The sequence below is a fragment of the Pseudomonas piscis genome (assembly GCF_009380155.1).
Taxonomy (GTDB): Bacteria; Pseudomonadota; Gammaproteobacteria; order Pseudomonadales; family Pseudomonadaceae; genus Aquipseudomonas; species Aquipseudomonas piscis.
Genome location: NZ_WHUV01000001.1, coordinates 158321 through 184144, shown reverse-complemented (window position 1 = coordinate 184144; position 25824 = coordinate 158321). Strand labels below are relative to the sequence as shown.

General features: G+C 63.4%; 22 protein-coding genes. 13 read left to right on the top strand and 9 right to left on the bottom strand.

Translation table 11 applies throughout. The features are described 5' to 3' along the window. Window positions 1-3 precede the first annotated feature (3 nt). The 3 genes from tssK to tagH form a co-directional block, all read right to left on the bottom strand. Window positions 4-1338, bottom strand: a complete 1335-nt coding sequence (gene tssK / locus GDH07_RS00825; protein WP_085594185.1) for a type VI secretion system baseplate subunit TssK — start codon at window positions 1336-1338, stop codon at window positions 4-6. A 15-nt stretch (window positions 1339-1353) separates the two neighbouring features. Beyond that, window positions 1354-1863 carry a type VI secretion system lipoprotein TssJ gene (gene tssJ, locus GDH07_RS00820; protein WP_031320709.1) on the bottom strand — a complete coding sequence of 170 codons (510 nt, stop codon included), beginning with the start codon at window positions 1861-1863 and terminating at the stop codon, window positions 1354-1356. Between the two features lie 62 nt (window positions 1864-1925). Next, window positions 1926-3452 (bottom strand): type VI secretion system-associated FHA domain protein TagH, encoded by a 1527-nt coding sequence (gene tagH / locus GDH07_RS00815; RefSeq protein WP_152896494.1) that lies wholly within the window; start codon window positions 3450-3452, stop codon window positions 1926-1928. A gap of 392 nt (window positions 3453-3844) precedes the next feature. On the opposite strand from tagH, the gene tssA reads away from it, so the two are divergent. The 13 genes from tssA (at window position 3845) to GDH07_RS00750 (ending at window position 22245) form a co-directional block, all read left to right on the top strand. Next, entirely contained in the window at window positions 3845-4864 is a 1020-nt protein-coding gene (gene tssA, locus GDH07_RS00810; protein WP_053133595.1) for a type VI secretion system protein TssA, read from the top strand. Window positions 4865-4945: 81 nt separating this feature from the next. Next, window positions 4946-5461, top strand: a complete 516-nt coding sequence (gene tssB, locus GDH07_RS00805) for a type VI secretion system contractile sheath small subunit (RefSeq protein ID WP_022641868.1) — start codon at window positions 4946-4948, stop codon at window positions 5459-5461. 15 nt (window positions 5462-5476) lie between these two features. Further along, entirely contained in the window at window positions 5477-6970 is a 1494-nt protein-coding gene (gene tssC, locus GDH07_RS00800) for a type VI secretion system contractile sheath large subunit (RefSeq protein WP_022641869.1), read from the top strand. Between the two features lie 88 nt (window positions 6971-7058). Further along, the gene (locus tag GDH07_RS00795) at window positions 7059-7547 is read left to right on the top strand and encodes an Hcp family type VI secretion system effector (RefSeq protein ID WP_022641870.1); all 489 of its coding nucleotides are present in this window, start codon (window positions 7059-7061) and stop codon (window positions 7545-7547) included. 146 nt (window positions 7548-7693) lie between these two features. Then, on the top strand, window positions 7694-8209 hold the full coding sequence (tssE, locus tag GDH07_RS00790) for a type VI secretion system baseplate subunit TssE (protein ID WP_022641871.1): 516 nt from the start codon (window positions 7694-7696) through the stop codon (window positions 8207-8209). After that, window positions 8206-10065, top strand: coding sequence for a type VI secretion system baseplate subunit TssF (gene tssF / locus GDH07_RS00785; protein ID WP_022641872.1), 1860 nt, complete (start codon window positions 8206-8208; stop codon window positions 10063-10065). The genes tssE and tssF overlap by 4 nt, the downstream gene beginning before the upstream one ends. Further along, entirely contained in the window at window positions 10029-11081 is a 1053-nt protein-coding gene (tssG, locus tag GDH07_RS00780; RefSeq protein WP_085594175.1) for a type VI secretion system baseplate subunit TssG, read from the top strand. The genes tssF and tssG overlap by 37 nt, the downstream gene beginning before the upstream one ends. Continuing rightward, window positions 11074-13749 carry a type VI secretion system ATPase TssH gene (gene tssH, locus GDH07_RS00775; RefSeq protein WP_053133593.1) on the top strand — a complete coding sequence of 892 codons (2676 nt, stop codon included), beginning with the start codon at window positions 11074-11076 and terminating at the stop codon, window positions 13747-13749. The genes tssG and tssH overlap by 8 nt, the downstream gene beginning before the upstream one ends. Window positions 13750-13818: 69 nt before the next feature. Further along, window positions 13819-15762: a type VI secretion system Vgr family protein gene (locus GDH07_RS00770; protein WP_152896491.1), complete on the top strand. Its 1944-nt coding sequence runs from the start codon at window positions 13819-13821 to the stop codon at window positions 15760-15762. Window positions 15763-15777: 15 nt separating this feature from the next. Continuing rightward, complete coding sequence (locus tag GDH07_RS00765) at window positions 15778-16209, top strand: DcrB-related protein (RefSeq protein ID WP_152896490.1); 432 nt, start codon at window positions 15778-15780, stop codon at window positions 16207-16209. A 15-nt stretch (window positions 16210-16224) separates the two neighbouring features. After that, a complete protein-coding gene (locus GDH07_RS00760; protein ID WP_152896489.1) occupies window positions 16225-20598 on the top strand; it encodes an RHS repeat-associated core domain-containing protein in 4374 nt (1457 codons plus the stop codon). Continuing rightward, window positions 20598-21443, top strand: coding sequence for a leucine-rich repeat domain-containing protein (locus tag GDH07_RS00755; RefSeq protein ID WP_152896488.1), 846 nt, complete (start codon window positions 20598-20600; stop codon window positions 21441-21443). The genes GDH07_RS00760 and GDH07_RS00755 overlap by 1 nt, the downstream gene beginning before the upstream one ends. Window positions 21444-21633: 190 nt before the next feature. Continuing rightward, window positions 21634-22245, top strand: a complete 612-nt coding sequence (locus GDH07_RS00750) for an imm11 family protein (protein ID WP_152896487.1) — start codon at window positions 21634-21636, stop codon at window positions 22243-22245. 18 nt (window positions 22246-22263) lie between these two features. Here GDH07_RS00750 and GDH07_RS00745 read toward each other — a convergent pair whose 3' ends face one another. The 6 genes from GDH07_RS00745 to GDH07_RS00720 form a co-directional block, all read right to left on the bottom strand. Further along, window positions 22264-22527: a hypothetical protein gene (locus GDH07_RS00745; protein WP_152896486.1), complete on the bottom strand. Its 264-nt coding sequence runs from the start codon at window positions 22525-22527 to the stop codon at window positions 22264-22266. Between the two features lie 8 nt (window positions 22528-22535). Continuing rightward, a complete protein-coding gene (locus GDH07_RS32210; RefSeq protein WP_178124002.1) occupies window positions 22536-23795 on the bottom strand; it encodes a PAAR domain-containing protein in 1260 nt (419 codons plus the stop codon). 23 nt (window positions 23796-23818) lie between these two features. Beyond that, window positions 23819-24253, bottom strand: coding sequence for a DcrB-related protein (locus GDH07_RS00735; protein WP_152896485.1), 435 nt, complete (start codon window positions 24251-24253; stop codon window positions 23819-23821). A gap of 133 nt (window positions 24254-24386) precedes the next feature. After that, window positions 24387-24758 carry a hypothetical protein gene (locus GDH07_RS00730; protein WP_152896484.1) on the bottom strand — a complete coding sequence of 124 codons (372 nt, stop codon included), beginning with the start codon at window positions 24756-24758 and terminating at the stop codon, window positions 24387-24389. Continuing rightward, complete coding sequence (locus GDH07_RS00725) at window positions 24746-25258, bottom strand: hypothetical protein (RefSeq protein ID WP_053133574.1); 513 nt, start codon at window positions 25256-25258, stop codon at window positions 24746-24748. The genes GDH07_RS00730 and GDH07_RS00725 overlap by 13 nt, the downstream gene beginning before the upstream one ends. 165 nt (window positions 25259-25423) lie before the next feature. Further along, a complete protein-coding gene (locus tag GDH07_RS00720) occupies window positions 25424-25699 on the bottom strand; it encodes an HU family DNA-binding protein (protein ID WP_011064269.1) in 276 nt (91 codons plus the stop codon). Window positions 25700-25824: the final 125 nt, after the last annotated feature.

Here is a 25824-nt window from a genome sequence, read left to right as displayed (position 1 = left end):
GACTTATCCTCGAATGGCCCAGAAGGCCAGGTTCAACCCCGGGAATTCCCCTGCGACGTGGAAGGCGAAACCACCGGAATGGGCCAGCTGCTTCCAGTGCTCGCTGCCGCGATCGAGTTCGTAGTAGGTCGAACCCGCGTGATACGGCAACTGGCGTGGCGCCACCGGCAGCGGCAGCAGGCCGATGCCCGGCAGTTGCAGGTTGACCAGGTCGCGGATGTGCTCCACCGAACCGACCTTGCTCTGCTGGGCGAAACGCCCGCGCAGGGTCTCGCCGGGCACGTCGGCGCGCACCACCAGGATGAAGCTGGCGTTGTCCAGCAAGGTCCGGTCGGCCAGCATCGCCACGTGCACGCCGTAGGCCTTCTCGACGATCGGGATCGGCGTGGCCTTGCTGTCGATCAGCATCGACAGGGCCTCGCGCAGCGCCTGCATGACCGGGGCGTAGCTCAGCGCCAGCTCGTCATGCTGGTACTGCGGGTACTCCGCCGGACGCCGGCTGCTGTTGGAAAAGGTCGAGAACTCGCCGGCCAGGCCCACCAGTTCGCTGTAAAAGCGCTCCGGATGCAGCGGGCTGATCTGGTTCAGGTGGCTGATCAACGGCTGTGCGCGGTTGACCAGTTGCAACAGCATGAAGTCGGCGATTTCCGAAGCGCCACCGGCCCCCGAGGCCACCACGCGTCCGGCCAGGGCCTCGCCACGCTGGTGCAGCAGCCCCAGCAGTTCGCTGCGAAAGGCGCTCAACGGCTTGGAAGCCGCCACATCCAGCAACGGCGGGATGTAGCTGTCGTCCAGCACCAGGGCGCGGTCGGCACGCTTTTCCTTGATCCGCACCACGCCGACGGCGGCGTAGTCGCTCAAGCCGTCCTGGGCCGTGAGCAGGCGCAGGGCCCGTGACCCCACGGCCACCGGTGCGCGGTTTTCGAAGGCGGCGTTATCGTCACGCACCTCGCGCACCTGGCTGAGGTAGCGCGCCCCGCCCAGCTCCTCGCCTTCGTCCACGGTGTCCCGGGCGCCCGCGCGCTTGAGCGGCAGGGCCAGGTACACCAGGCCATCGCGCAAGTTGTCGTCGATGCTCAGCGGGCTCGGCGCCAGGTCGTCATGGGGAATGTTGAACGGCGTGCCGTCGGGCAACAGGCCACGGGCGCTGATGATCGCCAGCTTGCCCTGGGCCAGCAGGCCCTGGTCGATACGCAGCTCGGAAAACCCCCAGGCGCCGGTCGCCAGCGGACGGCTGCGAGCGTCGATGAGGTTCTCCAGGTAACGGTCGTGCTGCTGGAAGTGCTGGGTTCCAATGAACATGCCTTCCGACCAGACCACTCGATTGTTCCAGGACATGGTTGCTCCGATTGCCTATTGGGCGGGGCTGGATGGGGACGCCGCGAGTTCGGCGCTGACCGCGCGCAGGTCGAGGCTGATCTGATATGCGTTGTTCAGGTGTGCTGCGGTATTGACGCTGACCCGCCACTGGGCCCGGTCGATCTCGCGAAAGCCCACCAGCAAGCCGACCTGGCGGGTGGCCGGGTCCAGGGTGCGCTTGAGGGTGAACTGATCGCCCGGCTGCACCAGCACTTCATCCTGGTCGATCAGGTCGGGGCCGAGGGTCGCCGGGGCGCGTTCCGCCAGGGCGAAGTAATCGGCACGCATGAAGGCCGCCGGGTTCTTCAGTTCGAAGATCCGTACCCGCACCGGCGTGCTGCTGCCGTCAGGGCTGGGATTGAGCCCGGGCGTGGCCTGGAAATGCAGCTCCACCGAAGTGGCGCCGGGACCGTCCTTGGCCGGATCGGCCGCTGGTGGCGGGGTGTCCTTGGCACAAGCCGCCAGTACCAGCATGGCGACCAATGTCAGTAATCGTTGAATCATCCTGCGTCCTCAATGACGTGTCAGCTGTCCGTGTATCCGTGTCTGGGGGTTTCCAGGGGCGCTCAGGAGCGGCGCAACCGGTGGGTGTGTTCTTCGTAGGCGCGACTGAACTCGCGACCGAAGAGGTCCTGGAAATCATCCTGGGCCTCCTGGGAAATCTGCTTGTAGAGCGCGGTGAACTGCTGCCAGTTCTGCGCCTGGCGCGAACCGCCGAAGAGGTTGCCCAGGCCGCCGGGCTTGCTCATGCGGGCTTCCAGTTCGCTGGGCTCGAAACGCCCGAGCAGGTGCTTGATGGCCGCTTCCACGCCGGCCATGACCGCCAGCTGGTGGGCGCGCAAATCGTCGAAGCTGTCCTGCACCGCCTGGTCCGGGGCCATGAACGCCTGGCTGCTGTGACGCAGCAGCAAAAGCATCGCCTCGTCGACATTCGGCGCGAACTTCAGCGGGTTGTTCTCCACCGGGCGGATCATCGTCTGCTGCATGCGAAATTCGCCCTTGAGGCTACTGCGGGCACGCAACACGTCGATCAGCCCCTCGACCATCAGCCGATAACTGCGGCCCAGGCTTTCCATCTGCGCCGCGGCCTGTTGCGGATCGATACGCAAATGCTCCAGGCCAGCGCCACGCAGGAACGCTTGCAGCAGGTCGGTTTGCGGCACCGGCTCGCTGGCTGGCGCGGTGGCCGGCGAAGCGACCGGGGCGACCGGGGCGGCAACAGGTGCAACAGGTGCAACAGGTGCAACAGGTGCAACAGGTGCAACAGGTGCAACAGGTGCGACTGGCGCAACGGCCACGGGTTGCGGTTGCGGCTCCTCGAATGGCGTGGCGAACTCGCCGATATCAGGGAACGGCGTCGCTGCCGGCGGCACTGGCGGGGCGGCCTCGGGCAGCGGTGCGGGTGCCGGCCTGGACGGCGTCTCGGCGAACAGGTCCCAGTCTTCCGGGATCATCCCCACCCCTTGGGGCGCTGGCGCCACCGGCGGCACCTGGGGCAGCGGCTGGGGAATGGCGGTAGGCGTCGGCGGCCGGAAGTCGTGCTGCTCGGCAGGGACATGGTCGGGCTGGGTCGCCGGCGGGGTCGCGCCCGGGGCCAGGAAGTCGAACAGATCGGGAAAAGTGTCCTGGGCCGAAGCGCCCTGGAAGTGCGCCACCGGCGCCATGGAGATCGGCTCGATCGGCGTCGGCGGCGCCGCCTGGCGACCCATCAGCGCCTCGAAGCTGTTGGCGTTGTCCCCGGCGAAAGCCTCGGCCTGGGACCGGCTCATGCTGAAATCGATTCGCGCGCTGATCTCGTAATCGCCGATCCGAATGACTTCGCCATCTTCCAGCAGCTCGCTGGCGCCTCGACGCATGCGGATACCGGCGCGGACTAACTCCACACCATTAGTACTGTTATCGGTCAAATAATAGCGACCATCCTTGTATTGGATGACGCAATGTCGCGCAGAGACTAAGCGCTCGGGATCGGGAAGTACCCAGTCGTTATCAGAACTACGGCCAATTGCCATCATTCCCTGGTCCATTAGTTTCTCAGGGCATTGACCGGGGGTAATCTTATGATAACTAGTGATAGTCAAACACAGCGACATCGCGCCTCCTTGCTGTACTTCCGCGTGCGAACCGGCGTTGGGTAAAAAGTTCCGTAAAAAGATGAAAAACCCGCAAAAATCCCTTAAATCGCGCAGTTCACAGCACGTCCGCTCAACTTAACCGACACAGATGACAAAAGCCTTTCTTCCCGCCAAAGTCTGACCCACCGGTCAAGGGGTCAATTAAGGCGACATAACACTGTCATGCAGGCCGAATAGCTTACCTTGACAAGGCACAACTACTACACCAAAAATGCACAACTTCTTGAACACGGATGATGGCTCACTAGTATCAACGAGTCTATATAAACCAAGAAATGTGCGCGAGTTCACAATTAACTAGCGCATTAACTGCCTGACTGTCCTGCAGGCCGATAGGGAGATCGAACCAGGTGGATGTACCGATGTTGCTCGCTGCGATTTCAGCAACTTCGCCTTGTGGCGAAGACCTGGAATACGACGCGGATTTCTTGCATCTGGAGCGGTCCGCCCAGGGCCAGCCCGAGCGCAGCATGGGCGACTCGATCCTTCCGGCCGAACCGCCGGAGTGGCGCGGCATCCAGCAGCAGAGCCTGGACTTGCTGTCTCGCAGCAAGGACCTGCGCATCACCCATTTCCTGCTCCAGAGCACCCTGGCCCTCGAAGGCCTGCCGGGCCTGGCCACCAGCCTCGAGCTGATCGACGGCCTGTTGCGCGACTACTGGGAGCAACTGCATCCACGCCTGGACGCCGACGACGACAACGACCCTACCGTCCGTATCAACGCCCTCGCCGGCCTGGCTTCCGATACCACCATCGGCCTGCTGCGCGACGCCATCCTCACCCGTTCCCGGACCTTCGGCCCGGTCAGCGTGCGGGCCGCCCTGAATGCGGCCGGCTTGCAGCATTTTTCCGGGGAGAGCCTGGGCTCCGACCATCTGGCCGGCGCGCTGCAAGACAGCGACCCGGAGCACCTGGATGCCATTCGCCACGCCTTGAGCAGCGCTCGCTCGGCGGTCGAGTCCATCGAAAAGCAGGTCAGCGAACAGGTCGGCTCCGCCAGTGGCGTGGACCTCAGCGCCCTCAAGCAACCGCTGCGCCTGGCGTTGCAGGTGCTGGGCCAGCACGCTCCGCAGGCGGCCGACAGCCCCGCCGAAGCCGAGGTCGAGCCAGCACCCGGCCAAGAGCCCAGCGCCCCCACGGCGCCGGCCCAGCCCCGGGTTTCGGGGGAGATCAACAGCCGCGACGACGTGCTGCGCAGCCTCGACCGGCTGCTGGCCTACTACAGCCGCCACGAGCCTTCGAGCCCGTTGCCGGTGTTGCTCAACCGGGCCAAGAACCTGGTCAACGCCGACTTCGCGGCCATCGTGCGCAATCTGATCCCCGACGGCATGTCCCAATTTGAAAACCTGCGCGGCCCCGAATCCGACTAATCGCGGACGGACCGAACAGTAACGTCAACGGCAATCACCGACCGACGCCAACACCGTCGCAGCAGCGACCAGGAGCACAACGTGGCGAAGCAAAGTTCTCAGAAGTTCATCGCGCGCAACCGCGCGCCCCGGGTACAGATCGAATACGACGTCGAACTCTACGGCGCCGAGAAAAAGGTCCAGCTGCCCTTCGTCATGGGTGTCATGGCCGATCTGGCGGGCAAGCCGGCCGAGCCCCTGGCCGCCGTGGCCGACCGCAAGTTCCTGGAAATCGACGTCGACAACTTCGACTCGCGCCTCAAGGCGATGAAGCCACGGGTGGCGTTCCACGTGCCCAACGAGCTGACCGGCGAAGGCAACCTGAGCCTGGACATCACCTTCGAGAGCATGGACGACTTCAGCCCTGCGGCGGTGGCGCGCAAGGTCGACTCGCTGAACCAGCTGCTGGAAGCCCGTACCCAGCTGGCCAACCTGCTGACCTACATGGACGGCAAGACCGGCGCCGAAGAAATCATCATGAAAGCCATCAAGGATCCGGCGTTGCTCCAGGCCCTGGCGAGTGCGCCAAAGCCTGTGGACTCCGAGCCTAACGCTTAATCAGGACCAACGATCATGACCGAATTGATGCGTGACAATCAGGCCCAACCCGGCGCCACCGAACAGGCCAGCGAATTCGCCTCGCTGCTGCTGCAAGAGTTCAAGCCCAAGACCGAACGCGCTCGCGAAGCCGTGGAAACCGCGGTCCGCACCCTGGCCGAACAGGCCCTGGCGCAGACCGACCTGGTGTCCAACGACGCGATCAAGTCGATCGAGTCGATCATCGCGGCCATCGACGCCAAGCTCACCGCCCAGGTCAACCAGGTGATCCATCACCCGGAATTCCAGCAGCTGGAAAGCGCCTGGCGCGGCCTGCACTACCTGGTCAACAACACCGAGACCGACGAGCAACTGAAGATCCGCGTGCTCAACATCTCCAAGCCGGAGCTGCACAAGACCCTGAAGAAATTCAAGGGCACGGCCTGGGACCAGAGCCCGATGTTCAAGAAGATGTACGAAGAGGAATACGGCCAGTTCGGCGGCGAGCCCTACGGCTGCCTGGTGGGCGACTACTACTTCGACCAGTCGCCACCGGATGTCGAGCTGCTGGGCGAGCTGTCCAAGGTCTGCGCGGCCATGCACGCGCCGTTCATCTCCGCGGCTTCGCCGACCGTGATGGGCATGGGCTCGTGGCAGGAACTGTCCAACCCACGGGACCTGACCAAGATCTTCACCACCCCGGAATACGCCGGCTGGCGCTCCCTGCGTGAATCGGAAGACTCGCGCTACATCGGCCTGACCATGCCGCGCTTCCTGGCACGCCTGCCTTACGGCGCCAAGACCGACCCGGTGGAAGCCTTCGCCTTCGAAGAGAACACCGACGGCGCCGACAGCTCCAAGTACACCTGGGCCAACGCGGCCTACGCCATGGCGGTGAACATCAACCGTTCGTTCAAGCATTTCGGCTGGTGCTCGCGGATCCGCGGCGTGGAGTCCGGCGGCGAGGTAGAGAACCTGCCGGCGCACACCTTCCCCACCGACGACGGTGGCGTGGACATGAAGTGCCCGACCGAGATCGCCATCTCCGACCGGCGCGAGGCGGAACTGGCCAAGAACGGCTTCATGCCGCTGCTGCACAAGAAGAACACCGACTTTGCGGCCTTCATCGGCGCCCAGTCGCTGCAGAAACCGGCCGAGTACGACGATCCGGACGCCACCGCCAACGCCAACCTGGCCGCGCGCCTGCCGTACCTGTTCGCCACCTGCCGCTTCGCCCACTACCTCAAGTGCATCGTGCGCGACAAGATCGGCTCCTTCAAAGAGAAGGACGAGATGCAGCGCTGGTTGCAGGACTGGATCCTCAACTACGTCGATGGCGACCCGGCGCACTCCACCGAGACCACCAAGGCCCAGCACCCGCTGGCCGCGGCGGAAGTGGTGGTCGAGGAAGTCGAAGGCAACCCGGGCTACTACAACTCCAAGTTCTTCCTGCGCCCGCACTACCAGCTCGAAGGACTGACCGTTTCGCTGCGCCTGGTTTCCAAGCTGCCATCGGCAAAAGGCGCCTGACACCCCCAACTAGCGGCCACTGCCCGAACGCCGGCAGCGGCCGCCAAGCTGAACAAACATCGTGGCAAGGGCCACACAGGGAGAAAACATGGCTGTTGATATTTTCATCAAGATCGGTGACATCAAGGGCGAGTCCATGGACAAAGCCCACAAGGACGAAATCGACGTGCTGAACTGGAGCTGGGGCATGTCCCAGTCCGGCAACATGCACGTAGGCGGTGGCGGCGGCGCGGGCAAGGTCAACATCCAGGACCTGTCGCTGACCAAGTACGTCGACAAGGCTTCGCCGAACCTGATGATGCATTGCTCCAGCGGCAAGCACATCGACAAGGTGCGCCTGACCGTGCGCAAGGCCGGCGGTGAAAGCCAGGTCGAGTACATGATCATCGACCTGGAAGAAGTGCTGATCACTTCCCTGAGCACCGGCGGTTCGGGCAGCGATGATCGCCTGACCGAAAACATCACCCTGAACTTCGCCCAGGTGGCGGTCGAGTACCAGCCGCAGAAAGCCGACGGCACCAAGGACGGCGGCCCGATCAAGTACGGCTGGAACATCCGCTCGAACACCAAGCGCTGATCCACTGCGGCCGCATCGCAGGCAACCGGCCCGGGCAACGTCCCGGGTCTCGTGGCCTGCGACAGCGGCTACAGGTTGGCGCGTTTTGAGGCTGCATTCATTTTCCTGACGTCCTGCCTGCGCAATCCGATCCTGGAGCGAACCCCGTGGTAACCGACATCGCCGCCCGCGATCGCTTGCAACCTTCCCTGCTGGATCGTCTGACCGACGACGAACCCGGCAACCTGAAAGAAAGCCCGGACAAGCGCGTCCTGTCCCTGAGCCAGCTCAAGGCCTCGGTCCTGCGCGATCTCGCCTGGCTGCTCAATACCACCTCATTGCTCGAAGCCGATGCCACCCTGCACACCCCCGCCGGCACCTCGGTGGTCAACTACGGCCTGCCGGCCCTGGCCGGGTACAGCGCGTCGAGCATCGATATACCGGCCCTGGAGAACCTGATCCACCAGGCCATCGCCACCTTCGAACCGCGGATCCTGCGCAACACCTTGCGGGTCCGTGCGCGCACCGCGCCTGGCGAGATGAACCACAACGCCCTGAGTTTCGAGATCGAAGGCGACCTGTGGGCGCAGCCGATGCCCCTGCGCCTGTTGCTGCAAACCGACATGGACCTGGAATCCGGACATGTCCGGGTGGTCCAGGGCGACTCCCGGAGGCGCTCATGAACCCGCGCCTGCTGGACCTGTACAACCAGGAACTGCACCACGTGCGCGAGAGCGCCGCGGAGTTCGCCAAGGAATACCCGAAGATCGCCAGCCGCCTGACCCTGTCAGGCATGGACTGCGCCGACCCGTATGTCGAGCGCCTGCTGGAAGGCTTCGCCTACCTGGCGGCACGGGTGCAACTCAAGCTCGATGCCGAATACCCGACCTTCACCCATAACCTGCTGGAGATCGCCTACCCGCACTACCTGGCGCCGACCCCGTCGATGACCGTGGTGCAACTGCAGGCCGATCCCGATGAAGGCAGCCTGGGCAGCGGCTTCACCCTGGAGCGTGGCACCAGCCTGCGCGCGGCCCTGGGTCGCGACACCCAGACCTGCTGCGAATACCGCACCGCCCACCCGGTGACCCTGTGGCCGCTGCAGGTGAGCCAGGCCGAATACTTCGGCAACCCCTCGGCGGTGCTCGGGCGCCTGGCCGCCAGCGAGCCCAAGGCCAAGGCCGGGCTGCGCCTGACCCTGCGCACCGGCGCCGAGCTGCCATTTTGCAGCCTGGCCCTGGACGAGCTGCCGCTGTACCTGAACGGCAACGACGAGCTGCCGTTCCGTCTCTACGAACAACTGCTGGGCAACGCTTGCGCGATCTTCGCCCGGGCTCCGGGTGGCGACTGGGTCGAACGCCTGCCCCAGGACGCCCTGCGCTCGCGGGGTTTCGACGACCGCGACGCGGCGCTGCCGGTGGTGCCCCAGGCGTTCCAGGGCTATCGCCTGCTGCAGGAATACTTCGCCCTGCCCAACCGCTTCCTGTTCGTCGAGTTCGCCCAGCTGGGCCGCGCGGTACAGCGTTGCACCGGCCAGGAGCTGGAGCTGATCGTGCTGTTCGAGCGCTTCGAACAGAGCCTGGAAGGCAGCGTCGGCAGCAACCAGTTCGTGCCCTTCTGCACCCCGGCGATCAACCTGTTTCCCAAGCGCCTGGACCGTATCCACTTGTCCGACCGGGTCAACGAGCACCATGTGATCGCCGACCGTACCCGGCCGATGGACTATGAAGTGCACTCGCTGAGTACCCTCAGCGGCCACGGCACCGGGCCGGAGCAGCCGTTCCTGCCGTTCTATGCGGTGCGCGACCCGTCACGCTACGGCCGCGACCAGGCCTACTACATCCTGCGGCGCGAGCCCCGGGTGTTGTCCAGCGATCAACGCCGCAACGGCCCGCGCTCGACCTACATCGGCAGCGAATCCTTCGTCAGCCTGGTGGACAGCCAGCAGGCACCCTATCGCCATGACCTGCGCCAGCTCGGGGTCAGCGCCCTGTGCACCAACCGCGACCTGCCGCTGTTCATGAACGTGGGCAGCGGCAAGACCGACTTCACCCTGGCCGACAGCGCTCCGGTGCAGGCCATCCGCTGCCTGGCCGGACCGAGCCGGCCACGTCCCAGCCACGCCCATGACGGCAAGGCCTGGCGCCTGATCAGCCAGTTGTCGCTGAACTACCTGTCGCTGAGCGAGCAGGGCCAGGGCGCGGCGGCCCTGCGCGAATTGCTGCGCTTGTATGGCGACAGCAACGACGCGGCCCTGCAACTGCAGATCGAAGGCCTGCGCGAAGTCAGCAGCAAGGCGGTGACCCGACGCCTGCCGATGCCCGGGCCGATCGTCTTCGGACGGGGCCTGGAGATCACCCTGGAATTCGATGAAAACGCGTTTCGCGGCACCGGGGTGTTCCTGCTCGGGGCAGTGTTCGAACGCTTCCTGGCACGCTACGTGTCGATCAACAGTTTTACCGAAACGGTGATCCGTACCACCGAACGCGGCGAGATCATGCGATGGAAAGCCAAGCCCGGACGTCGTCCGACTCTTTGAATACGCTGGCGGCGATGCACGCCGAGCCCTGGGAGTACGATTTCTTCCAGGCCCTGCGGCGTATCGAATGCCTGTCGCCGCAACTGCCGCGCTTCGGTCACTCCCTGCGCCTGGCGGACGATCCGCTGCGCCTGGGCCAGCAGGCCGATTGCACCTTCGCCCCGGCGACCCTGGCTTCGGTCACCCCCGGCAACGATGGCGCCAGCACCCGCCTGGAACAGTTCTTCTTCGGCCTGGGCGGGCCCAACGGGCCGATGCCGCTGCACTTCACCGAATACGTGCGCGAGCGCCAGCGCAACAACGCCGACAGCACCAGCAAGCGCTTCCTGGACGTGTTCCACCATCGCCTGCTGAGCCTGTTCTATCGCGCCTGGGCCGAAGCCCGGCCAACGGTCAGCCACGACCGCCCGGACGACGACTACTGGTCGGCGCGCCTGGCGGCCTTGAGCGGGCGCGGCATGCAAAGCCTGCTCAAGCAGGGGCTGATCGCCGACACCGCCAAGCTGCACTACAGCGGCCACCTCTCGGCCCAAACCCGCTACCCCGATGGCCTGCGGGCGATCATCGGCGAGTATTTCGGCCTGCCGGTGGCGATCGAGGAATACGTCGGCCAGTGGCTGGAGTTGCCCGAGCGCAGCCGGGTCGGGGTCCAGGCCCACCAGCTGGGAGTGGACTTCTGCCTGGGCAGCCATGTCTGGGATCGCCAGCACAAATTCCGCATCCGCCTCGGCCCGCTGAAGCTGGACGACTACCTGGGGATGCTCCCCGACGGCCAGCAGTTCAAGGAACTGGTGGCCTGGGTCGCCGAATACCTGGGCCACGAACTGGACTGGGACCTGAACCTGGTCCTGCGCAAGGACGAGGTCCCCAAACTGCAACTCGACGGCCGCCAGCGCCTGGGCTTCAACACCTGGCTCGGGCGCCCCGGCAGCGATGCCGAAGACCTCATTCTGGCCCGGCACTACGCCGATCAGGCCACTACCTCACAAACACCAAGGAGCACAGAGCATGGGTGAAATCAGTCGCGCGGCGCTGTTCGGCAAACTCAACAGCGTTGCCTACAAAGCCATCGAAGCCGCCACGGTCTTCTGCAAGTTGCGGGGCAACCCCTATGTGGAGCTGGCCCACTGGTTCCACCAGTTGCTGCAGCTGCAGGACTCGGACCTGCACCGCATCATCCGCCAGTTCAACCTGGAGCCGGCGCGCCTGGCCAAGGACCTGACCGAGGCCCTGGACCGCCTGCCCCGAGGCTCGACCTCGATCACCGACCTGTCGTCCCACGTCGAGGAAGCGGTGGAGCGCGGTTGGGTCTACGGCAGCCTGATGTTCGGCGAAAGCCAGGTGCGCACCGGCTACCTGGTGATCGGCATCCTCAAGACCCCAAGCCTGCGCCATGCGCTGCTGGGGTTGTCCAAGGAGTTCGACAAGATCAAGGTCGAGACCCTGGCCGAACGCTTCGACGAATACATCGGCGACTCGCCGGAAAATGCCCTGGCCGCCAGCGACGGCTTCAATGCCGGCGCGGTGCCCGGCGAAGCCAGCGGCGCCATGGCCCCCAGCGCCCTGGGCAAGCAGGAAGCCCTCAAGCGCTTCACCGTGGACCTGACCGAACAGGCCCGCAGCGGCAAGCTCGACCCCATCGTCGGCCGTGACGAAGAGATCCGCCAGCTGGTGGACATCCTCATGCGCCGCCGGCAGAACAACCCGATCCTCACCGGCGAGGCCGGGGTGGGCAAGACCGCCGTGGTCGAGGGTTTCGCCCTGCGCATCGTCGCCGGCGACGTGCCACCGGCGCTCAAGGACGTCGAACTGCGTAGCCTCGATGTCGGCCTGCTGCAGGCTGGCGCCAGCATGAAGGGCGAGTTCGAACAGCGCCTGCGCCAGGTCATCGAGGACGTCCAGGCTTCGCCCAAGCCGATCATCCTGTTCATCGACGAAGCCCACACCCTGGTCGGTGCCGGTGGCGCCGCCGGCACCGGCGACGCGGCCAACCTGCTCAAGCCGGCCCTGGCCCGCGGCACCCTGCGCACCGTGGCCGCCACCACCTGGGCCGAGTACAAGAAGCACATCGAGAAGGACCCGGCCCTGACCCGGCGCTTCCAGGTGGTGCAAGTGGCCGAGCCGTCGGAAGACAAGGCGCTGTTGATGATGCGCGGCGTGGCCTCGACCATGGAACAGCACCACCAGGTGCAGATCCTCGACGAAGCCCTGGAGGCGGCGGTCAAGCTGTCCCATCGCTACATCCCGGCGCGCCAGTTGCCGGACAAGTCGGTGAGCCTGCTGGACACCGCCTGCGCCCGGGTCGCCATCAGCCTGCATGCGGTGCCGGCCGAAGTGGACGACAGCCGCCGGCGCATCGAGGCCCTGGAAACCGAGCTGCAGATCATCGCCCGGGAACAGGCGATCGGCGTCGCCATCGGCCAGCGCCAGGTCAACAGCGAGAACCTGCTGGCCGCCGAGCGTGAGCGCCTGGCCGAGCTGGAAAGCCGCTGGAGCGAAGAAAAGACCCTGGTGGACGAGTTGCTGGCCACCCGTGCCCAACTGCGCGAGAACGTCGGCCTGGTGGACAGCGATGCGGGCGATGAAGGCCATGGCCTGCGCGAGAAGCTGGTGGACCTGCAACAACGCCTCAGCGCCCTGCAGGGCGAGAACCCACTGATCCTGCCGACCGTGGACTACCAGGCGGTGGCCTCGGTGGTGGCCGACTGGACCGGGATTCCTGTGGGTCGCATGGCCCGCAACGAAATCGAGACCGTGCTCAACCTCGACCAGCACCTGAAGAAGCGCATCATCGGCCAGGACCACGCCCTGCAGATGATCGCCAAGCGCATCCAGACTTCCCGCGCGGGGCTGGACAACCCCAACAAGCCGATCGGCGTGTTCATGCTGGCCGGCACCTCCGGGGTGGGCAAGACCGAGACTGCCCTGGCCCTGGCTGAAGCCATGTACGGCGGCGAGCAGAACGTCATCACCATCAACATGAGCGAGTTCCAGGAAGCCCACACCGTGTCCACCCTCAAGGGCGCCCCGCCCGGCTACGTCGGCTACGGCGAAGGCGGCGTGCTGACCGAAGCGGTGCGGCGCAAGCCCTACAGCGTGGTGCTGCTGGATGAAGTGGAAAAAGCCCACCCGGACGTGCACGAGATGTTCTTCCAGGTATTCGACAAGGGCGTCATGGAAGACGGCGAAGGCCGCATGATCGACTTCAAGAACACCCTGATCCTGCTCACCACCAACGCGGGTACCGAGCTGATCGCCGATGTCTGCAAGAACCCGCAGGACGTGCCGGAGCCGGAAGAGATCGCCAAGGCCCTGCGCCAGCCGCTGCTGGAGATCTTCCCGCCGGCGCTGCTGGGCCGCCTGGTGACCATCCCCTATTACCCGCTGAGCGACGAGATGCTCAAGGCCATCACCCGCCTGCAACTGGGGCGGATCAAGAAGCGCGTGGAGAGCACCCACAAGGTGGGCTTCGACTTCGACGATGCCGTCATCGATCTGATTGTCTCGCGTTGCACCGAGACCGAAAGCGGTGGCCGCATGATCGACGCCATCCTGACCAACAGCCTGCTGCCGGACATGAGCCGCGAGTTCCTCACGCGCATGCTCGAAGGCAAGGCCCTGGCCGGAGTGCGCATCAGCCAGCGGGACAACGAACTGCACTACGACTTCAGCGAGCCAAACTAAGCATCAGCGGCAGGCTTGTAGCCAGCAACTTGCAGCTTGCCGCTGCTTTCCCCCTCAACGAGACTGACGATGCTATTTCAGCAATCCACACGACTGGCGCAGGTCAACTGCCCCCTGGGCCCGGATGTCCTACTGCTCAAGAGCATGGGCGGCGGCGAGGAGCTGGGGCGCCTGTTCGACTACCAGCTGCAGCTGACTTCCAGCGACGCGGCCATCGACCTCAACCAGCTGCTGGGCAAGCCCATGGGCTTGAGCGTGCAACTGGACGGCGGCGGCCAGCGGCATTTCCACGGCATCGTGGCGCGTTGCAGCCAGAACGTCGACACCGGCCAGTTCGCCAGCTACCAGGTGACGCTGCGACCCTGGCTGTGGTTGCTCAGCCGCACCTCCGACTGCCGGATTTTCCAGAACCTGAGCATTCCGCAGATCATCAAGCAGGTGTTCCGCGACCTGGGTTTCTCGGATTTCGAAGACGCCCTGAGCCGTCCCTACCGCGAGTGGGAATACTGCGTGCAGTACCGCGAGACCAGCTTCGATTTCGTCAGCCGGTTGATGGAGCAGGAAGGCATCTACTACTTCTTCCGCCACGAGAAGGACCGCCATGTGCTGGTGCTCGCCGACGCCTACGGTGCCCACAGCAGCGTGCCCGGCTACGCCTCGGTGCCCTACTACCCGCGTGATGAACAGCAGCGCGAGCGCGACCACATCTTCGACTGGCACCTGGCCCAGGAAGTCCAGCCCGGCTCCCTGGAGCTCAACGACTACGACTTCCAGCGGCCCAGCGCGCGAATCGACGTACGCTCGGCCATGCCGCGCCCGCACACCGCCGGCGACTACCCGCTGTACGACTATCCCGGCACCTACGTGCAGAGCAGCGACGGCGAGCACTATGCGCAGACCCGCATCGAGGCCCTGCAAAGCCTGCACGAGCGCATCGAGCTCAGCGGCAACGCCCGTGGCCTGGGAGTGGGCAACCTGTTCAGCCTCACCGGTTTCAGCCGCCAGGACCAGAACCGCGAGTACCTGATCGTCGGCATCCGCTACTACGTGGTCCAGGAAAGCCTGGAGAGCGGTGGCGGCGGCGGTGGCGCGCAGTTCGAAAGCCACCTGACCTGCATCGACTCCCAGCAGAGCTTCCGGCCCCTTTCCAGCACCCACAAGCCGCTGGTCCAGGGCCCGCAGACCGCACGGGTGGTGGGTCCTTCCGGCGAGGAGATCTGGACCGACCAGTACGGCCGGGTCAAGGTGCACTTCCACTGGGATCGCCATGACCAGTCCAACGAAAACAGCTCCTGCTGGATCCGCGTGTCCCAGGCCTGGGCCGGCAAGAACTGGGGCTCGATGCAGATCCCGCGCATCGGCCAGGAAGTCATCGTCAGTTTCCTCGAGGGTGACCCCGACCGGCCGATCATCACCGGCCGCGTATACAACGCCGAGCAGAGCGTGCCCTACGACCTGCCGGCCAACGCCACCCAGAGCGGCATGAAGAGCCGCTCGAGCAAGGGCGGCTCGCCGGCCAACTTCAACGAAATCCGCATGGAGGACAAGAAGGGCGCCGAGCAGCTGTACATCCATGCAGAGCGCAACCAGGACATCGTGGTCGAGGTCAACGAGAGCCACTCGGTGGGCAATGATCGGGTCAAGAGCATTGGCCGCGATGAGACAGTGACCATCGGCTCCGCTCGCCTGCGTGCGGTGAAGGAGCTCGACGTGCTGGTGGTCGGCGGCAAAAAGACCGATAGCATCAGCCAGAGCTATGTCATCGAGGTCGGCGAAAACCTGCGTCTGGTCTGTGGCGAAAGCGTGCTGGAGTTGAACGCCAGTGGCCAGATCAACCTGAGCGGTAAGCAGATCAGCTTTTATGCCTCTGGCGATGCCGAATTCAATACCGGCGGCGTGCTGCATCTGAACAACGGCGGCGGTGCCGGCGCGACGCCTGAGGGCCAGGGCGTCAAGGGCAGCATTGATGCTAGCGTCGAAGCCATGTTTCCCAAGCCCCAGGGCAACACCTAACGAGAACCCAGCGCCATGACCTACCGTATCAATGAATTTCAGTTCGCCTTGCCGCCAAGCGAGCTACTGGACGCGTCGATCAACATCCTCAAGTTTCCGGAGCTGGGTACTTCTCTGATCGTCAGCCGCAGCCAGCTAGCCAAGGACGAAACCCTGCAGAGCAGCTTCGACAGCCAGCTCAAGAAACTCGAGCAACAGGTTCAGGAACTGCGTTACCAACCCGGCGTGGCTGTTCGCGTGGGCAGCGCCCAGGAGGTCGATGCTCTGGAACTGCGCAGCCAGTTCAACAAGGGCAGCGAGCAAGTCTTTCAGTACCAACTGGCCCTGGTCCTGCCCGGTACCCACAAGATGCTTGCCCTCAGCTACGTCAAGGCACAACCGCTGGGCGATAGCGACGCCGCGCACTGGGCCACCATCAAGCAGTCCCTGAACTTCGACACACCTTGATGATGAGCCTCTGGCATGTCTGACGCGCTTCTGTGGGCCGCACGCCTGGGTGACGGACTCGAACACACCTCGGTGATGGCCGACATCCTCAGCGGTGTGCTGGAGGTCGCCGCCAACATTGCAATTACCGCACTGGCCACTGCCGCCGTGGTGGCCGCAACCGGCATCACCGTGGCCACTGGCGGCCTCGGGGCTTGCCTGCTGGGCGCCGTAGTGGGGGTGATCGTCGGGTTGGCAATGAGCAAGACCGGGGCTGATAAAGGCCTGACGAAGATGTGCGACTGGATAGGCGACGCGCTGTTTCCGCCCTCCGTGCAGGCCACCGTCCTCAGCGGCTCCACCAACACCCTGACCAATAACATTCCGGCCGCACGGGCCGCCGGTACGGCACCACCTCCTGCCCCGCCATCGGGTACCCCGGAAAGCCAGGAGCCCGCCAGCGAGCCACCGGGGCCGGAGGAAGCGGAACCCGGCTTCCTGGACATGGCCAAAGGCTTCTTTTCGCAGATGTGGCGCCCTACCGTCGCCACCCCCGCCCCCGGTACAGAACCCAAGCCGCTGGACCTAGTGACGTGCACCAAGCACCCGCCGATGCCGCCGCAGTTTCTGGCCGAAGGCTCGGAAAAGGTCACCATCAACGGCCAGCCGGCCGTGCGCAGCGGCGATCGCAGCACTTGCGATGCCAAGGTGGTCTCTGCCGGCATGGTGTCGTCCAACGTATCCATCGGCGGTGGCTCGGTGGTGGTGCGCGAGATCCGCAGCGGCAAGACCCCAGGGATAGGCCTGGCGATTACCGTGCTAATGATGCTCAAGGGCGGCAAGGGCAACTTCAAGGCCAACCTACCCTGCATGTTGTTGGCGGGGGTCAACTCGTTTGTGGTCAGCCAGGCCGTGGGAGCCCTGACCAATGCCGTGGCGGGCTCGCCAAACCCGGTGCATGCCGCGACCGGGGCCAAGGTCCTGGGTGGTGCCACAGACATGGACTTTGTTCTGCCGGGCCTCCTACCCATCGACTGGCAGCGCTTCTACAACAGCCTCGATCAGCGCCGCGACGGGCTGTTCGGTAGCGGCTGGAGTGTACCTTACGAAATTAGCGTGCTGATCGAGCCCCACCCCGAGGGCGGCGAACACCTGGTATACCTCGATGAGCAGGGCCGGCGTATCGACATGGGCTCGATTGCCTTGGGCGAGGCAGCCTTCAGCCCAGGCGAGGGACTGAGTGTAAGGCGCAACGGCAACGGTCAGTTGCTGATTGAGAGCAACAACGGCCTGTACCGTCTTTTCGAGCCCGATCCCGTGCAAGGCTCGCGGCTGCGCCTGAGCCAGTTCGGCGATCGCAACGACAACCGCATTTACCTCGACTATGACCCGCTCGGGCAGTTGATCCGCCTGCGAGATACCTTCGATCTGGTTCAGGTCGAACTGATTTACAACGCGCAATGGCCTCGCCGGGTCCAACAGATAGAGCGCTTGTACCCGGACCAGCAGCGGGAAATCCTCGCCCGTTACGCTTATGACGCCAATGGCGATCTGGCTCAGGTGCAGGACGCCAGCCAACACGTACAGCGACGCTTTGCCTACGAAGGCAGGCGCATGGTGGAGCACCAACTGCCCAGTGGGCTGCGCTGCTTCTATCAGTGGGCGCAGATTGACGACGTCGAATGGCGCGTGGTCCGGCACTGGACCGACAATGGTGAAGAGTACCGCTTTGACTATGACTTGCAGGCGGGCATCACTCGGATCGAGGATGGCCTGCAACGCCAGAGCACCCGAATCTGGGACAAACAGCACCAAATCACCGGATACACCGACAACCTCGGGCAGACCTGGCAGTTCCAATGGAATGACGAACGTCAGCTACTCGGCGCAACGGACCCTCTGGGCGGACAATTCCAGCTCAGTTACGACGAAGCCGGCAACCTCAGCGAAACCCTCGATCCCCTCGGTAGGCGGGAGTCGACCCTTTGGCTGGAGCATTGGTCGCTACCGCGAATCGAAACCGACGCCGCCGGCAACAGCTGGACCTACGACTACGATCCACGCGGCAATTGCATCAGTGAAACCGACCCTCTGGGCCATGCCACCCGCTATCGCTACGACAGCCAGGGCCGAATGGTCGAGATCACCGATGCCAGCGGAAAAACCAAGCATCTGCAGTGGAACGACCTGGGGCAATTACTGCGGTTCACCGATTGCTCCGGCTATCCGACCCACTTCAGCTATGACCCCCGTGGTTATCTGCAGGCCATCACTGACGCCATGGGCGAACAGACGGTCTATCAGCACGACGCTCGTGGGCGCTTGCTGCGCAACCAGCTCGCGGACGGTCGCGTCGAGCAGTTCCTGCGGGACCACAGCGGCCAACTGACGGGATACATCGACCCAGCCGGGCACGCCACCCACTATCAGTATGATCGACAAGGCCAGCTTCAGGTGCGCATCGACGCCCATGGGCGCCGGGTGCAGTTCAGCTACGACTCCTACGGCCGTCTTCAGGCGCTCAGCAACGAAAACGCCGAAAGCTACCGATTTGCCTGGGATGCCGGGGATCGGCTGACCCGGCAACAAGACCTCAATGGCAGCGTGCAGCAGTACCACTATGACGTACTGGACAATGTAGTAGGCGTGGAGTATCTGCCAGCCCCCGGGGGCAACGTGGAGCAGCCGAGGATCGTCCATCGCCTGGAACGCGATGCCGTGGGCCGGATTCTCGCCAAGGTCACCGCCGATGGATTGACCGAGTATCAGCATGACCTACTGGATCAACTGACACGCGTGGTCTTTACCGACCAGGACCAGCAGTCGCAGACCCTATCCTTCACCTATGACGCCCTTGGCCAGTTGCTGGAGGAACAGAGTGCGGTCGGTTGCTTGCAACATCACTACGACGAACTGGGCAACCTATGCCAGAGCCAGTTGCCTGATGAGCGCTGGATCAACCGCCTGTACTACGGTAGCGGCCACCTGCACCAAATCAATGTGGACGGCCAGGTAATCAGCGACTTTGGGCGAGATCGCCTACACCGCGAAGTGCTACGGACCCAGGGCCACCTCACGACCCTCAGCGAATATGATCGCGCCGGACGCTTGCGCTCACGCCTGCAACGTCCGACCCAGCAGCCTGCGGCGTTGCCGGCGCCAGTGCGCAAGCACTTTGAGTATGACCCTGCCGACAATCTCATTGGCCGGCTCGAACAGCGCCCAGGCGGCGGGTACCACCAGCTGTATCACTACGATGCAAGCGAACGCATTATCGCCAGCCAGGACAATGTCCTGGGCCATACCGAAACCTTTGCCTACGACGCTGCCGCCAACCTGCTGGATGGCCAATCGGCCACGCCCGGATCAGTCCTGCATAACCAACAGCGCGTGTTCCAGGACAAGCGTTTGCGTTATGACGACTTTGGCCGGCTGATCGAGAAGCGCAGCGCCGGCCAGCTGATACAGCACATGCGCTATGACGCCGAACACCGCCTGATAGAGGTGCGCAATCAAGCCGGCCAGCGGGAAACAACGGTAAGAATGAGCTACGACCCCCTGGGTCGCCGCATCCAGAAAACCGAACATGACGCTCAAGGCTATCTACTGGGCGAAACCCGCTTCGCCTGGGATGGCTTGCGCTTGCTGCAAGAGCAGCGCAACAGCACTACCAGCCTCTATCTGTATGTCGACGATGGCTTCGAAGTGCTGGCCAGGATCGATGGTACGGGCGCCCTGCAGAAGGTCCGGCACTATCACAACGATCTCAGTGGTCTGCCACAGCAGTTGACGGAAACAGATGGGCACAGCGTTTGGCAGGCCCGTTACCGGGTTTGGGGGAATATTGCCAAAGAAGAGCGCGAGCCCTATTACCTCGAGGAACAGAACCTGCGTTTTCAAGGTCAGTACCATGACCGTGAAACGGGGCTGTACTACAACACGTTCCGCTTCTACGACCCGGATATCGGCCGCTATATCAGCCCCGATCCCATCGGGCTCGAAGGCGGCCTGAACCTTTACACTTACGGCCCCAACCCGCTGACGTATTTTGATCCGTTCGGCTGGACAGGCACCTACATCTTCACCAACGGCAAGATCTCCTACATCGGCAAGGGCCCGGTGACCCGCATGAACAGCTCGATGCTCGCTCGCATCAAGGGCAAAGCCAATGCCACGCAGTTTGCCCATCTGGACTTCGGCGACAGCAAGATGGGCTTTATGGTGGAGCATCGCCTGATGCAGAAGTACAACGCACGCAACTCGGCGAAGTTCGCCAACAGCCCGAATATCAACTCGCCAGGCAAAAAATATTACGAAGCTGCGGATGCCAAGACCCAGCGCAAAGTGAACAGGCTGGCCGCGAAGTTGGACAACAAGTTCAAGAAATCCGGATCATGTGGGAGTAAGTAATGAAGAATTTCAGCTACAACGAAGACATAGACGCACTGGAAATACCAGCCCACCAGTTCGCCGCAGGCATCGAGTACGCCAGCAAGAAGGGCTACGCCAACCTCCGGGTCATGGGCTCTGCCAAAGCCAAAAGTACGCCGCTGGACTTGCGTGCGCTGGACGGGTACAGCAGCGTGCAATCGCTGGATCTGTCGGATGACATCGACCTGAGGCAGGTCGACTTGAGCCCGCTGTACTCGTTGCCGCAACTGAGGCTGCTATCGATCCCCTACCTCAAGGAACATATCGACTTCTCGCGACTGCCCAGCCTGGAGACGCTCTACATTACCGGCGCCGACGAAGCGTTGGAGCCCCTGGAACTGCCCCAACTCAAGCACCTGTTGCTGGTGGCAGTGAAGAACCAGGACTGCAGGTTTCTCTCGAGGCTCACCGCTCTGCAGGAACTGAGAATCAGCGGCGGCAGCATCGAGCGACTGACCGGCATCGAGAGACTGGACAAGCTGGCATCGATTCAAATCCAGCACAGCCCGAAGATGCTCGATATCAGCGCCATCAACGCGCTCAAGAGCCTGAAGACCCTGCATGTCGAAAAATGCAGCCAGTTACGGGACTACGGATTCCTGTCGGAAAACAAGACTCTTGAGGACGTGTTCATTTCCGAGCTCGAGTCGGTGTCGTTTACCCCGAAAATGGAGCACCTGAGAACACTGCAATTCTGGGACCTGAAAGACGGCGACATGAGCCCGCTGCTGGCCTCCAAAAGCCTGAAAGAGGTCTACTTCCATCCGAAGAAGAAGCACTACAGCCATAGCCTCAAAGACATCAATGCCACGTTCGTTAAATAGGCCGATGCCAGTGCATCAGGTTCGACGACGGCCACTGACAAAGGCCAGCGCATTTTCAAACCGCTCGAAGGTCGTGCGATTGGTGGCGTAGTACGCCTGTTAGTCGACTATCCCGCTGGCTCAACCGCTTCTATGGGCCGAATGTAGGACGCCTGATCACTCCGGAGCCTATTACGATTAGGGATAGAAGATGATCTTGAGCTGGAAACCGCCGCCCCAATACAACCCGAAACTGATCGGTTCCTACGACGTCGATAGCGGTGCCTATGAAACCCCTGGGTCGAGCTTCGACTACCTGGCCCTGCTCGCCGGGCAGCCGCACCCAGAGGCGATGGACAAGCCGCCGGTGTTTTTCCAGTGCAAGACGAAGAAACTGCTGGAGCACGATTGCCTGTGGCTGCTGGGGGCCGTTCCCCTGGTTTCAGCTCGGCTGGCGGACTTTCTCACCCAGCATGCGGGAGCCGATATCCAGTTGATCCAGCCCCTGAGCCTCATTGCCGACGCCCAGGAAGTCAGCCAGCCCTACTACATCGTCAATGCCATCAAGCTCGTCAATGCCGTAGACCACGCGCGCTCCGAAGCGGAGCGGGACGACGATGGCACCCTGCTCTACTTCAACAAGACCTGGTTTCTTCAAGCCGCCCCGCAAATGGGCCAGATCGCCCGGGAGCCGGAGTCCGGGGACCTGCTGATCAGAGCGGCCCTGGCCGACAGCCTGATCGACGCGGGCTTCAGGGGCGACAAGGGGCTGGGGCTCTACAGCGCCGAACGACGTTTCGTACCCTATCGCAACAATGCCTGAAGCCCGGCAGATGCCGGGTTAGATCGCCGTACCGCGCTTCTTGCCCGGCTTGATGATCAGCAACTGGTCCAGCTCCTGCTTCCGGGCGCGGGTGACGAATTCCAGCGCGGCCTGCATATCCCTCTCGAACAACTCGAAAGTCGCCCGATCAATGGCGTAGTACTCCTCGTAATCGACCATGCCGTTGCTGACCGGGAAGGAGACGTAGTACTGCCCGGAAACTTCTTCGATGCCCATCGAGAACATTTCTTCACGGCTTACGAACAGATCTTTGAATTTCATGTGGGTCCTTAGAAGTTGAGGATTTTCCAGTCCAGGTCGCTGGTCTTGAGGCCCCCGGCATCGATTACCGCTTCGCTGGTCCCCTCGGGCAGCTTACCACCGGGTATCCAGTCGGCATTGGCTCCCGCCTCGTTACCCGAGGGAATGCGCAAGTTCAGGTCCCGGGGGTTGGGCAGGTCGATGCGCACCAGCTCGCCACCGGATTCGAAGAACTTCTCCGGCAGACCCAGTGCATCCGCCAATGCCTGCTTGTCGCCCTTGGTCCTGGCCAGGAGTTGGTCGATCTCGTGCCTGGGGGAAATGAATGAGGTACCGTCCTTCTGGCCAATGCCGTACTTGTCCAGGTTGGCCTTGGTCATCAGGCGCGAGGCGCCCTTGTCGAACTTGGCCAGGTGCTGGGAAATGAAGCGCGGATTCAGGTAGGTGGACGGATCGGGGCGATCGTACTTGGGAATGGCAAGGATGTCCGCCTCGCTGAAGCCCGGCTTGAACTGAGGCGCCTCGATGCTCTTCACCATCTTCGGGCTCAAGCCCAGCAGCGCCATGCCGGCCACACCCTGCAGCAGGTCGCGATAACCCGGACCCAGCCTGTCGCCCAGCAGCCCCAGCAACTCCATGCCCCCCATCATGGCACCGCCGATCACCACGAACCCGGCCAGCGACGCCAGCCCGGCCATGGCTGCCACCACCAGGCCGGCCCCCAGCGCCACCAGCCCGAGGATCTCGAGCCCGCTGTGCAACCAACCCTCGATATCCAGCACGAAGGCCACCTGCACCGTCGGTCCGCCAATGAAGGTGTTCTCGCTACCCGTCTTGATATGGGCGCCACACACCATCTTGCTTTGCAGCCGGCCCGCCGGCTTGCCATTGATGGTGACCTTGGCGCTGCCTTCGGCGATCAATACCGGAAAGGGCCAGATGGGATGGTTCAGCGGCAGGCCGCTGCACGAGGACGAGTGGTCCTGCCCGGCGCGCATGGCGTTGCGCCGGTTGATATAGACATTGAAGCTGCCCTCTACCAGCACCCCCGTGCTGGGTTCGGGCAGGTTGAAGATGGTGCTCAGCCCCTTGACGATCTGGAACATCGACAAGCCGCCAGCGGCAATCGAACCGGCCATGATCGCCAGGGCCACACCACCGGTGGCCACGGTAGCGGCGACGACCGCAGCCCCGATCAAGGCTCCGACGACGGCTCCGGCCACCATTGCCGCGACACCAAAACCATGGGCGATCTCATCCCCCAGGCGTGCAGCTGCCAACATATCCATCGCGTACTACCTGGCCTTTGTCATCAGGCCACGGATGGCACGGGCTTGAGGCTCTGCATGGCCTGCTTCCAGGCGGGCTCGTGATGGGGCATATCGTTGACCGTGGTGGTCAAGGTGGTGATCAACACCGCCGGCTTACGTTCGATAAACACCTGGCGCAGCATCAGCTCGCGGCCTTCGCGCTTCCAGCTGTAGTCCAGCAACACGGCGGCGTGGCCGTGCATGTCGAAGTCCCAGCGCTTGATCAGGCTGAAGCCTGGCAGTTGCTGCTCGGCGCTGCTCAGTTGCCGGGCTACGTAGTCGCTGAAGGAGGCGTCGCCCTGGCTCGGGTCGCGGCTGATGACGAAACTGGCTTCCTGGGCACCGCCGACCGCGGGCAGCTTGAAGATGTTGATGCTCTGGTCCTGCCAGGCGTCAGGAATGTCGAGATCGGCTTCTTGGAGACGGTAAGAGGACAAGGGCTGGCGTTCCATGCTGAAAAGGGAGGGTCGTTCTGCGGCAAATCTTCAAGCAATGCCCGGTAACAATCAAGGAACCCGTCGGCAACTTTGAACTAACACAGCATCGTCCGTGCTGATGCACGGCCAGGGCTCAGCGCGCATCCAGGCAGGATGCATAGGCCTTGGCCAAGCGCCGATCGAACGTCAGGGCTTGAGGTTCCTCGGGATCGATGGTGACGTTCCACAAGGCTTGTCGCGCCACGTCATAACGGACCCAGCCGATGATCCCGCTACCGGAGGTTTCATAGAACAGCTGCAGGCTCAACTGCTGGCCATCATCCCGATCGACCAGCAGCTCGAGCTTGTCCGGGGTGGTGAAGTCACGGTAGGGATAATCACTGCTACGCACCATCTCGGTGAGGTAGCCGTAGCAGCCCTGGCCCGGAGCCGACTCATCGGCCTGGACGGAAAAAACGCTGCAAGCGATCAGCAGGCCAAGGCCGGCCAGGTTCAGGTGCCGCATGATTGCCCCTTGAGGGTCAGGGTCTGGACCTGATCGTTGATTTCGATGCGTGCCAGCACCTGGCGATCGTGGGACTCCTGGTACTCGCTGAAATTGTTGCGCTTGAGAATGTCCAGGGTGATCCGGATACCCGCGCCCAGATTCTGGTACTCGCTACGCTCCGGGCTTTGCACCGCGCCCGTGAGCTCCAGCAACTGGCCGCCGGTCTTGAGGTAGAGAAAACGCTGCGCCACCTCCACCAACAAGCGCGGGGCCTTGGGCGCCACGCTGTAGTCTTCGCGAGCCAGGGAGTAACCGCAGATCCAGGAGCCGGTGTCGTCGTACTTCTGGCTGTGGAACCAGCTGAGGGCCTCGCGATAGCCAATCTGTTCCAGGCGCGGCTGGCTGCCGGCCAGAGCCGACGGCAGGCCCAGGGCCAGGAAACCGGCGACGCAGGCCGGGACGAACAGACGGCGCAGCAGGTCGGTCGATAGCGGGGAATTGTTGATCGAACGGGTCATCCTTGGCCTTGGGTCGCGACGCAAACAGGCGGGCATCCTAGCCACGCCCACAGGCCTTCGCAAGCCAAGCCTGCGATTTGTGGCAGGCAAAAAAATAGGCACCCGATGCGCTCGGCGTGCCTATTTCCCCCTGTGCGCCCCCGCTGGCGGGAGAGCACTCAATGCTTATGGATTGACGCTGTCTTTCAGCGATTTGCCAGGCTTGAATGCCACGGTGTTGCTGGCCTTGATCTTCACCGGCTCGCCGGTCTGCGGGTTCTTGCCGGTACGGGCGCCACGATGACGTTGCAGGAAGGTGCCAAAACCGACCAGGGTGACGCTGTCTTTGCGATGCAGGGCCCCGGTGATTTCCTCGAGGATGGCGTTGAGCACGCGGTTGGCTTGCTCTTTGGTCAGGTCTGCTTTTTCAGCAATGGCTGCGGCGAGTTCTGGTTTACGCATAGTGTGAAGCCTCTTTGACGGTTTTTTGTTGTTATGTCCGTGCTGTTCACGGGAACAGCGCCCAAGGCGCCGCAGGCTCTACACTGCGGCAGACGGGAGTGAGGATGGCACGCGCTGGAGAGTGG

Excerpts from the sequence above, each read along its gene's own strand:
- GDH07_RS00770 (WP_152896491.1), top strand. The coding sequence starts at position 13,819 with ATGCTATTTCAGCAATCCACACGACTGGCGCAGGTCAACTGCCCCCTG.
- GDH07_RS00760 (WP_152896489.1), top strand. The coding sequence starts at position 16,225 with ATGTCTGACGCGCTTCTGTGGGCCGCACGCCTGGGTGACGGACTCGAA.
- tssF (WP_022641872.1), top strand. The coding sequence starts at position 8,206 with ATGAACCCGCGCCTGCTGGACCTGTACAACCAGGAACTGCACCACGTG.
- GDH07_RS00725 (WP_053133574.1), bottom strand. The coding sequence starts at position 25,258 with ATGACCCGTTCGATCAACAATTCCCCGCTATCGACCGACCTGCTGCGC.
- tssH (WP_053133593.1), top strand. The coding sequence starts at position 11,074 with ATGGGTGAAATCAGTCGCGCGGCGCTGTTCGGCAAACTCAACAGCGTT.
- tagH (WP_152896494.1), bottom strand. The coding sequence starts at position 3,452 with ATGTCGCTGTGTTTGACTATCACTAGTTATCATAAGATTACCCCCGGT.
- GDH07_RS32210 (WP_178124002.1), bottom strand. The coding sequence starts at position 23,795 with ATGGATATGTTGGCAGCTGCACGCCTGGGGGATGAGATCGCCCATGGT.
- tssG (WP_085594175.1), top strand. The coding sequence starts at position 10,029 with ATGGAAAGCCAAGCCCGGACGTCGTCCGACTCTTTGAATACGCTGGCG.
- GDH07_RS00765 (WP_152896490.1), top strand. The coding sequence starts at position 15,778 with ATGACCTACCGTATCAATGAATTTCAGTTCGCCTTGCCGCCAAGCGAG.
- GDH07_RS00750 (WP_152896487.1), top strand. The coding sequence starts at position 21,634 with ATGATCTTGAGCTGGAAACCGCCGCCCCAATACAACCCGAAACTGATC.
- tssJ (WP_031320709.1), bottom strand. The coding sequence starts at position 1,863 with ATGATTCAACGATTACTGACATTGGTCGCCATGCTGGTACTGGCGGCT.
- GDH07_RS00745 (WP_152896486.1), bottom strand. The coding sequence starts at position 22,527 with ATGAAATTCAAAGATCTGTTCGTAAGCCGTGAAGAAATGTTCTCGATG.
- GDH07_RS00720 (WP_011064269.1), bottom strand. The coding sequence starts at position 25,699 with ATGCGTAAACCAGAACTCGCCGCAGCCATTGCTGAAAAAGCAGACCTG.
- GDH07_RS00795 (WP_022641870.1), top strand. The coding sequence starts at position 7,059 with ATGGCTGTTGATATTTTCATCAAGATCGGTGACATCAAGGGCGAGTCC.
- tssK (WP_085594185.1), bottom strand. The coding sequence starts at position 1,338 with ATGTCCTGGAACAATCGAGTGGTCTGGTCGGAAGGCATGTTCATTGGA.
- GDH07_RS00755 (WP_152896488.1), top strand. The coding sequence starts at position 20,598 with ATGAAGAATTTCAGCTACAACGAAGACATAGACGCACTGGAAATACCA.
- tssC (WP_022641869.1), top strand. The coding sequence starts at position 5,477 with ATGACCGAATTGATGCGTGACAATCAGGCCCAACCCGGCGCCACCGAA.
- GDH07_RS00730 (WP_152896484.1), bottom strand. The coding sequence starts at position 24,758 with ATGCGGCACCTGAACCTGGCCGGCCTTGGCCTGCTGATCGCTTGCAGC.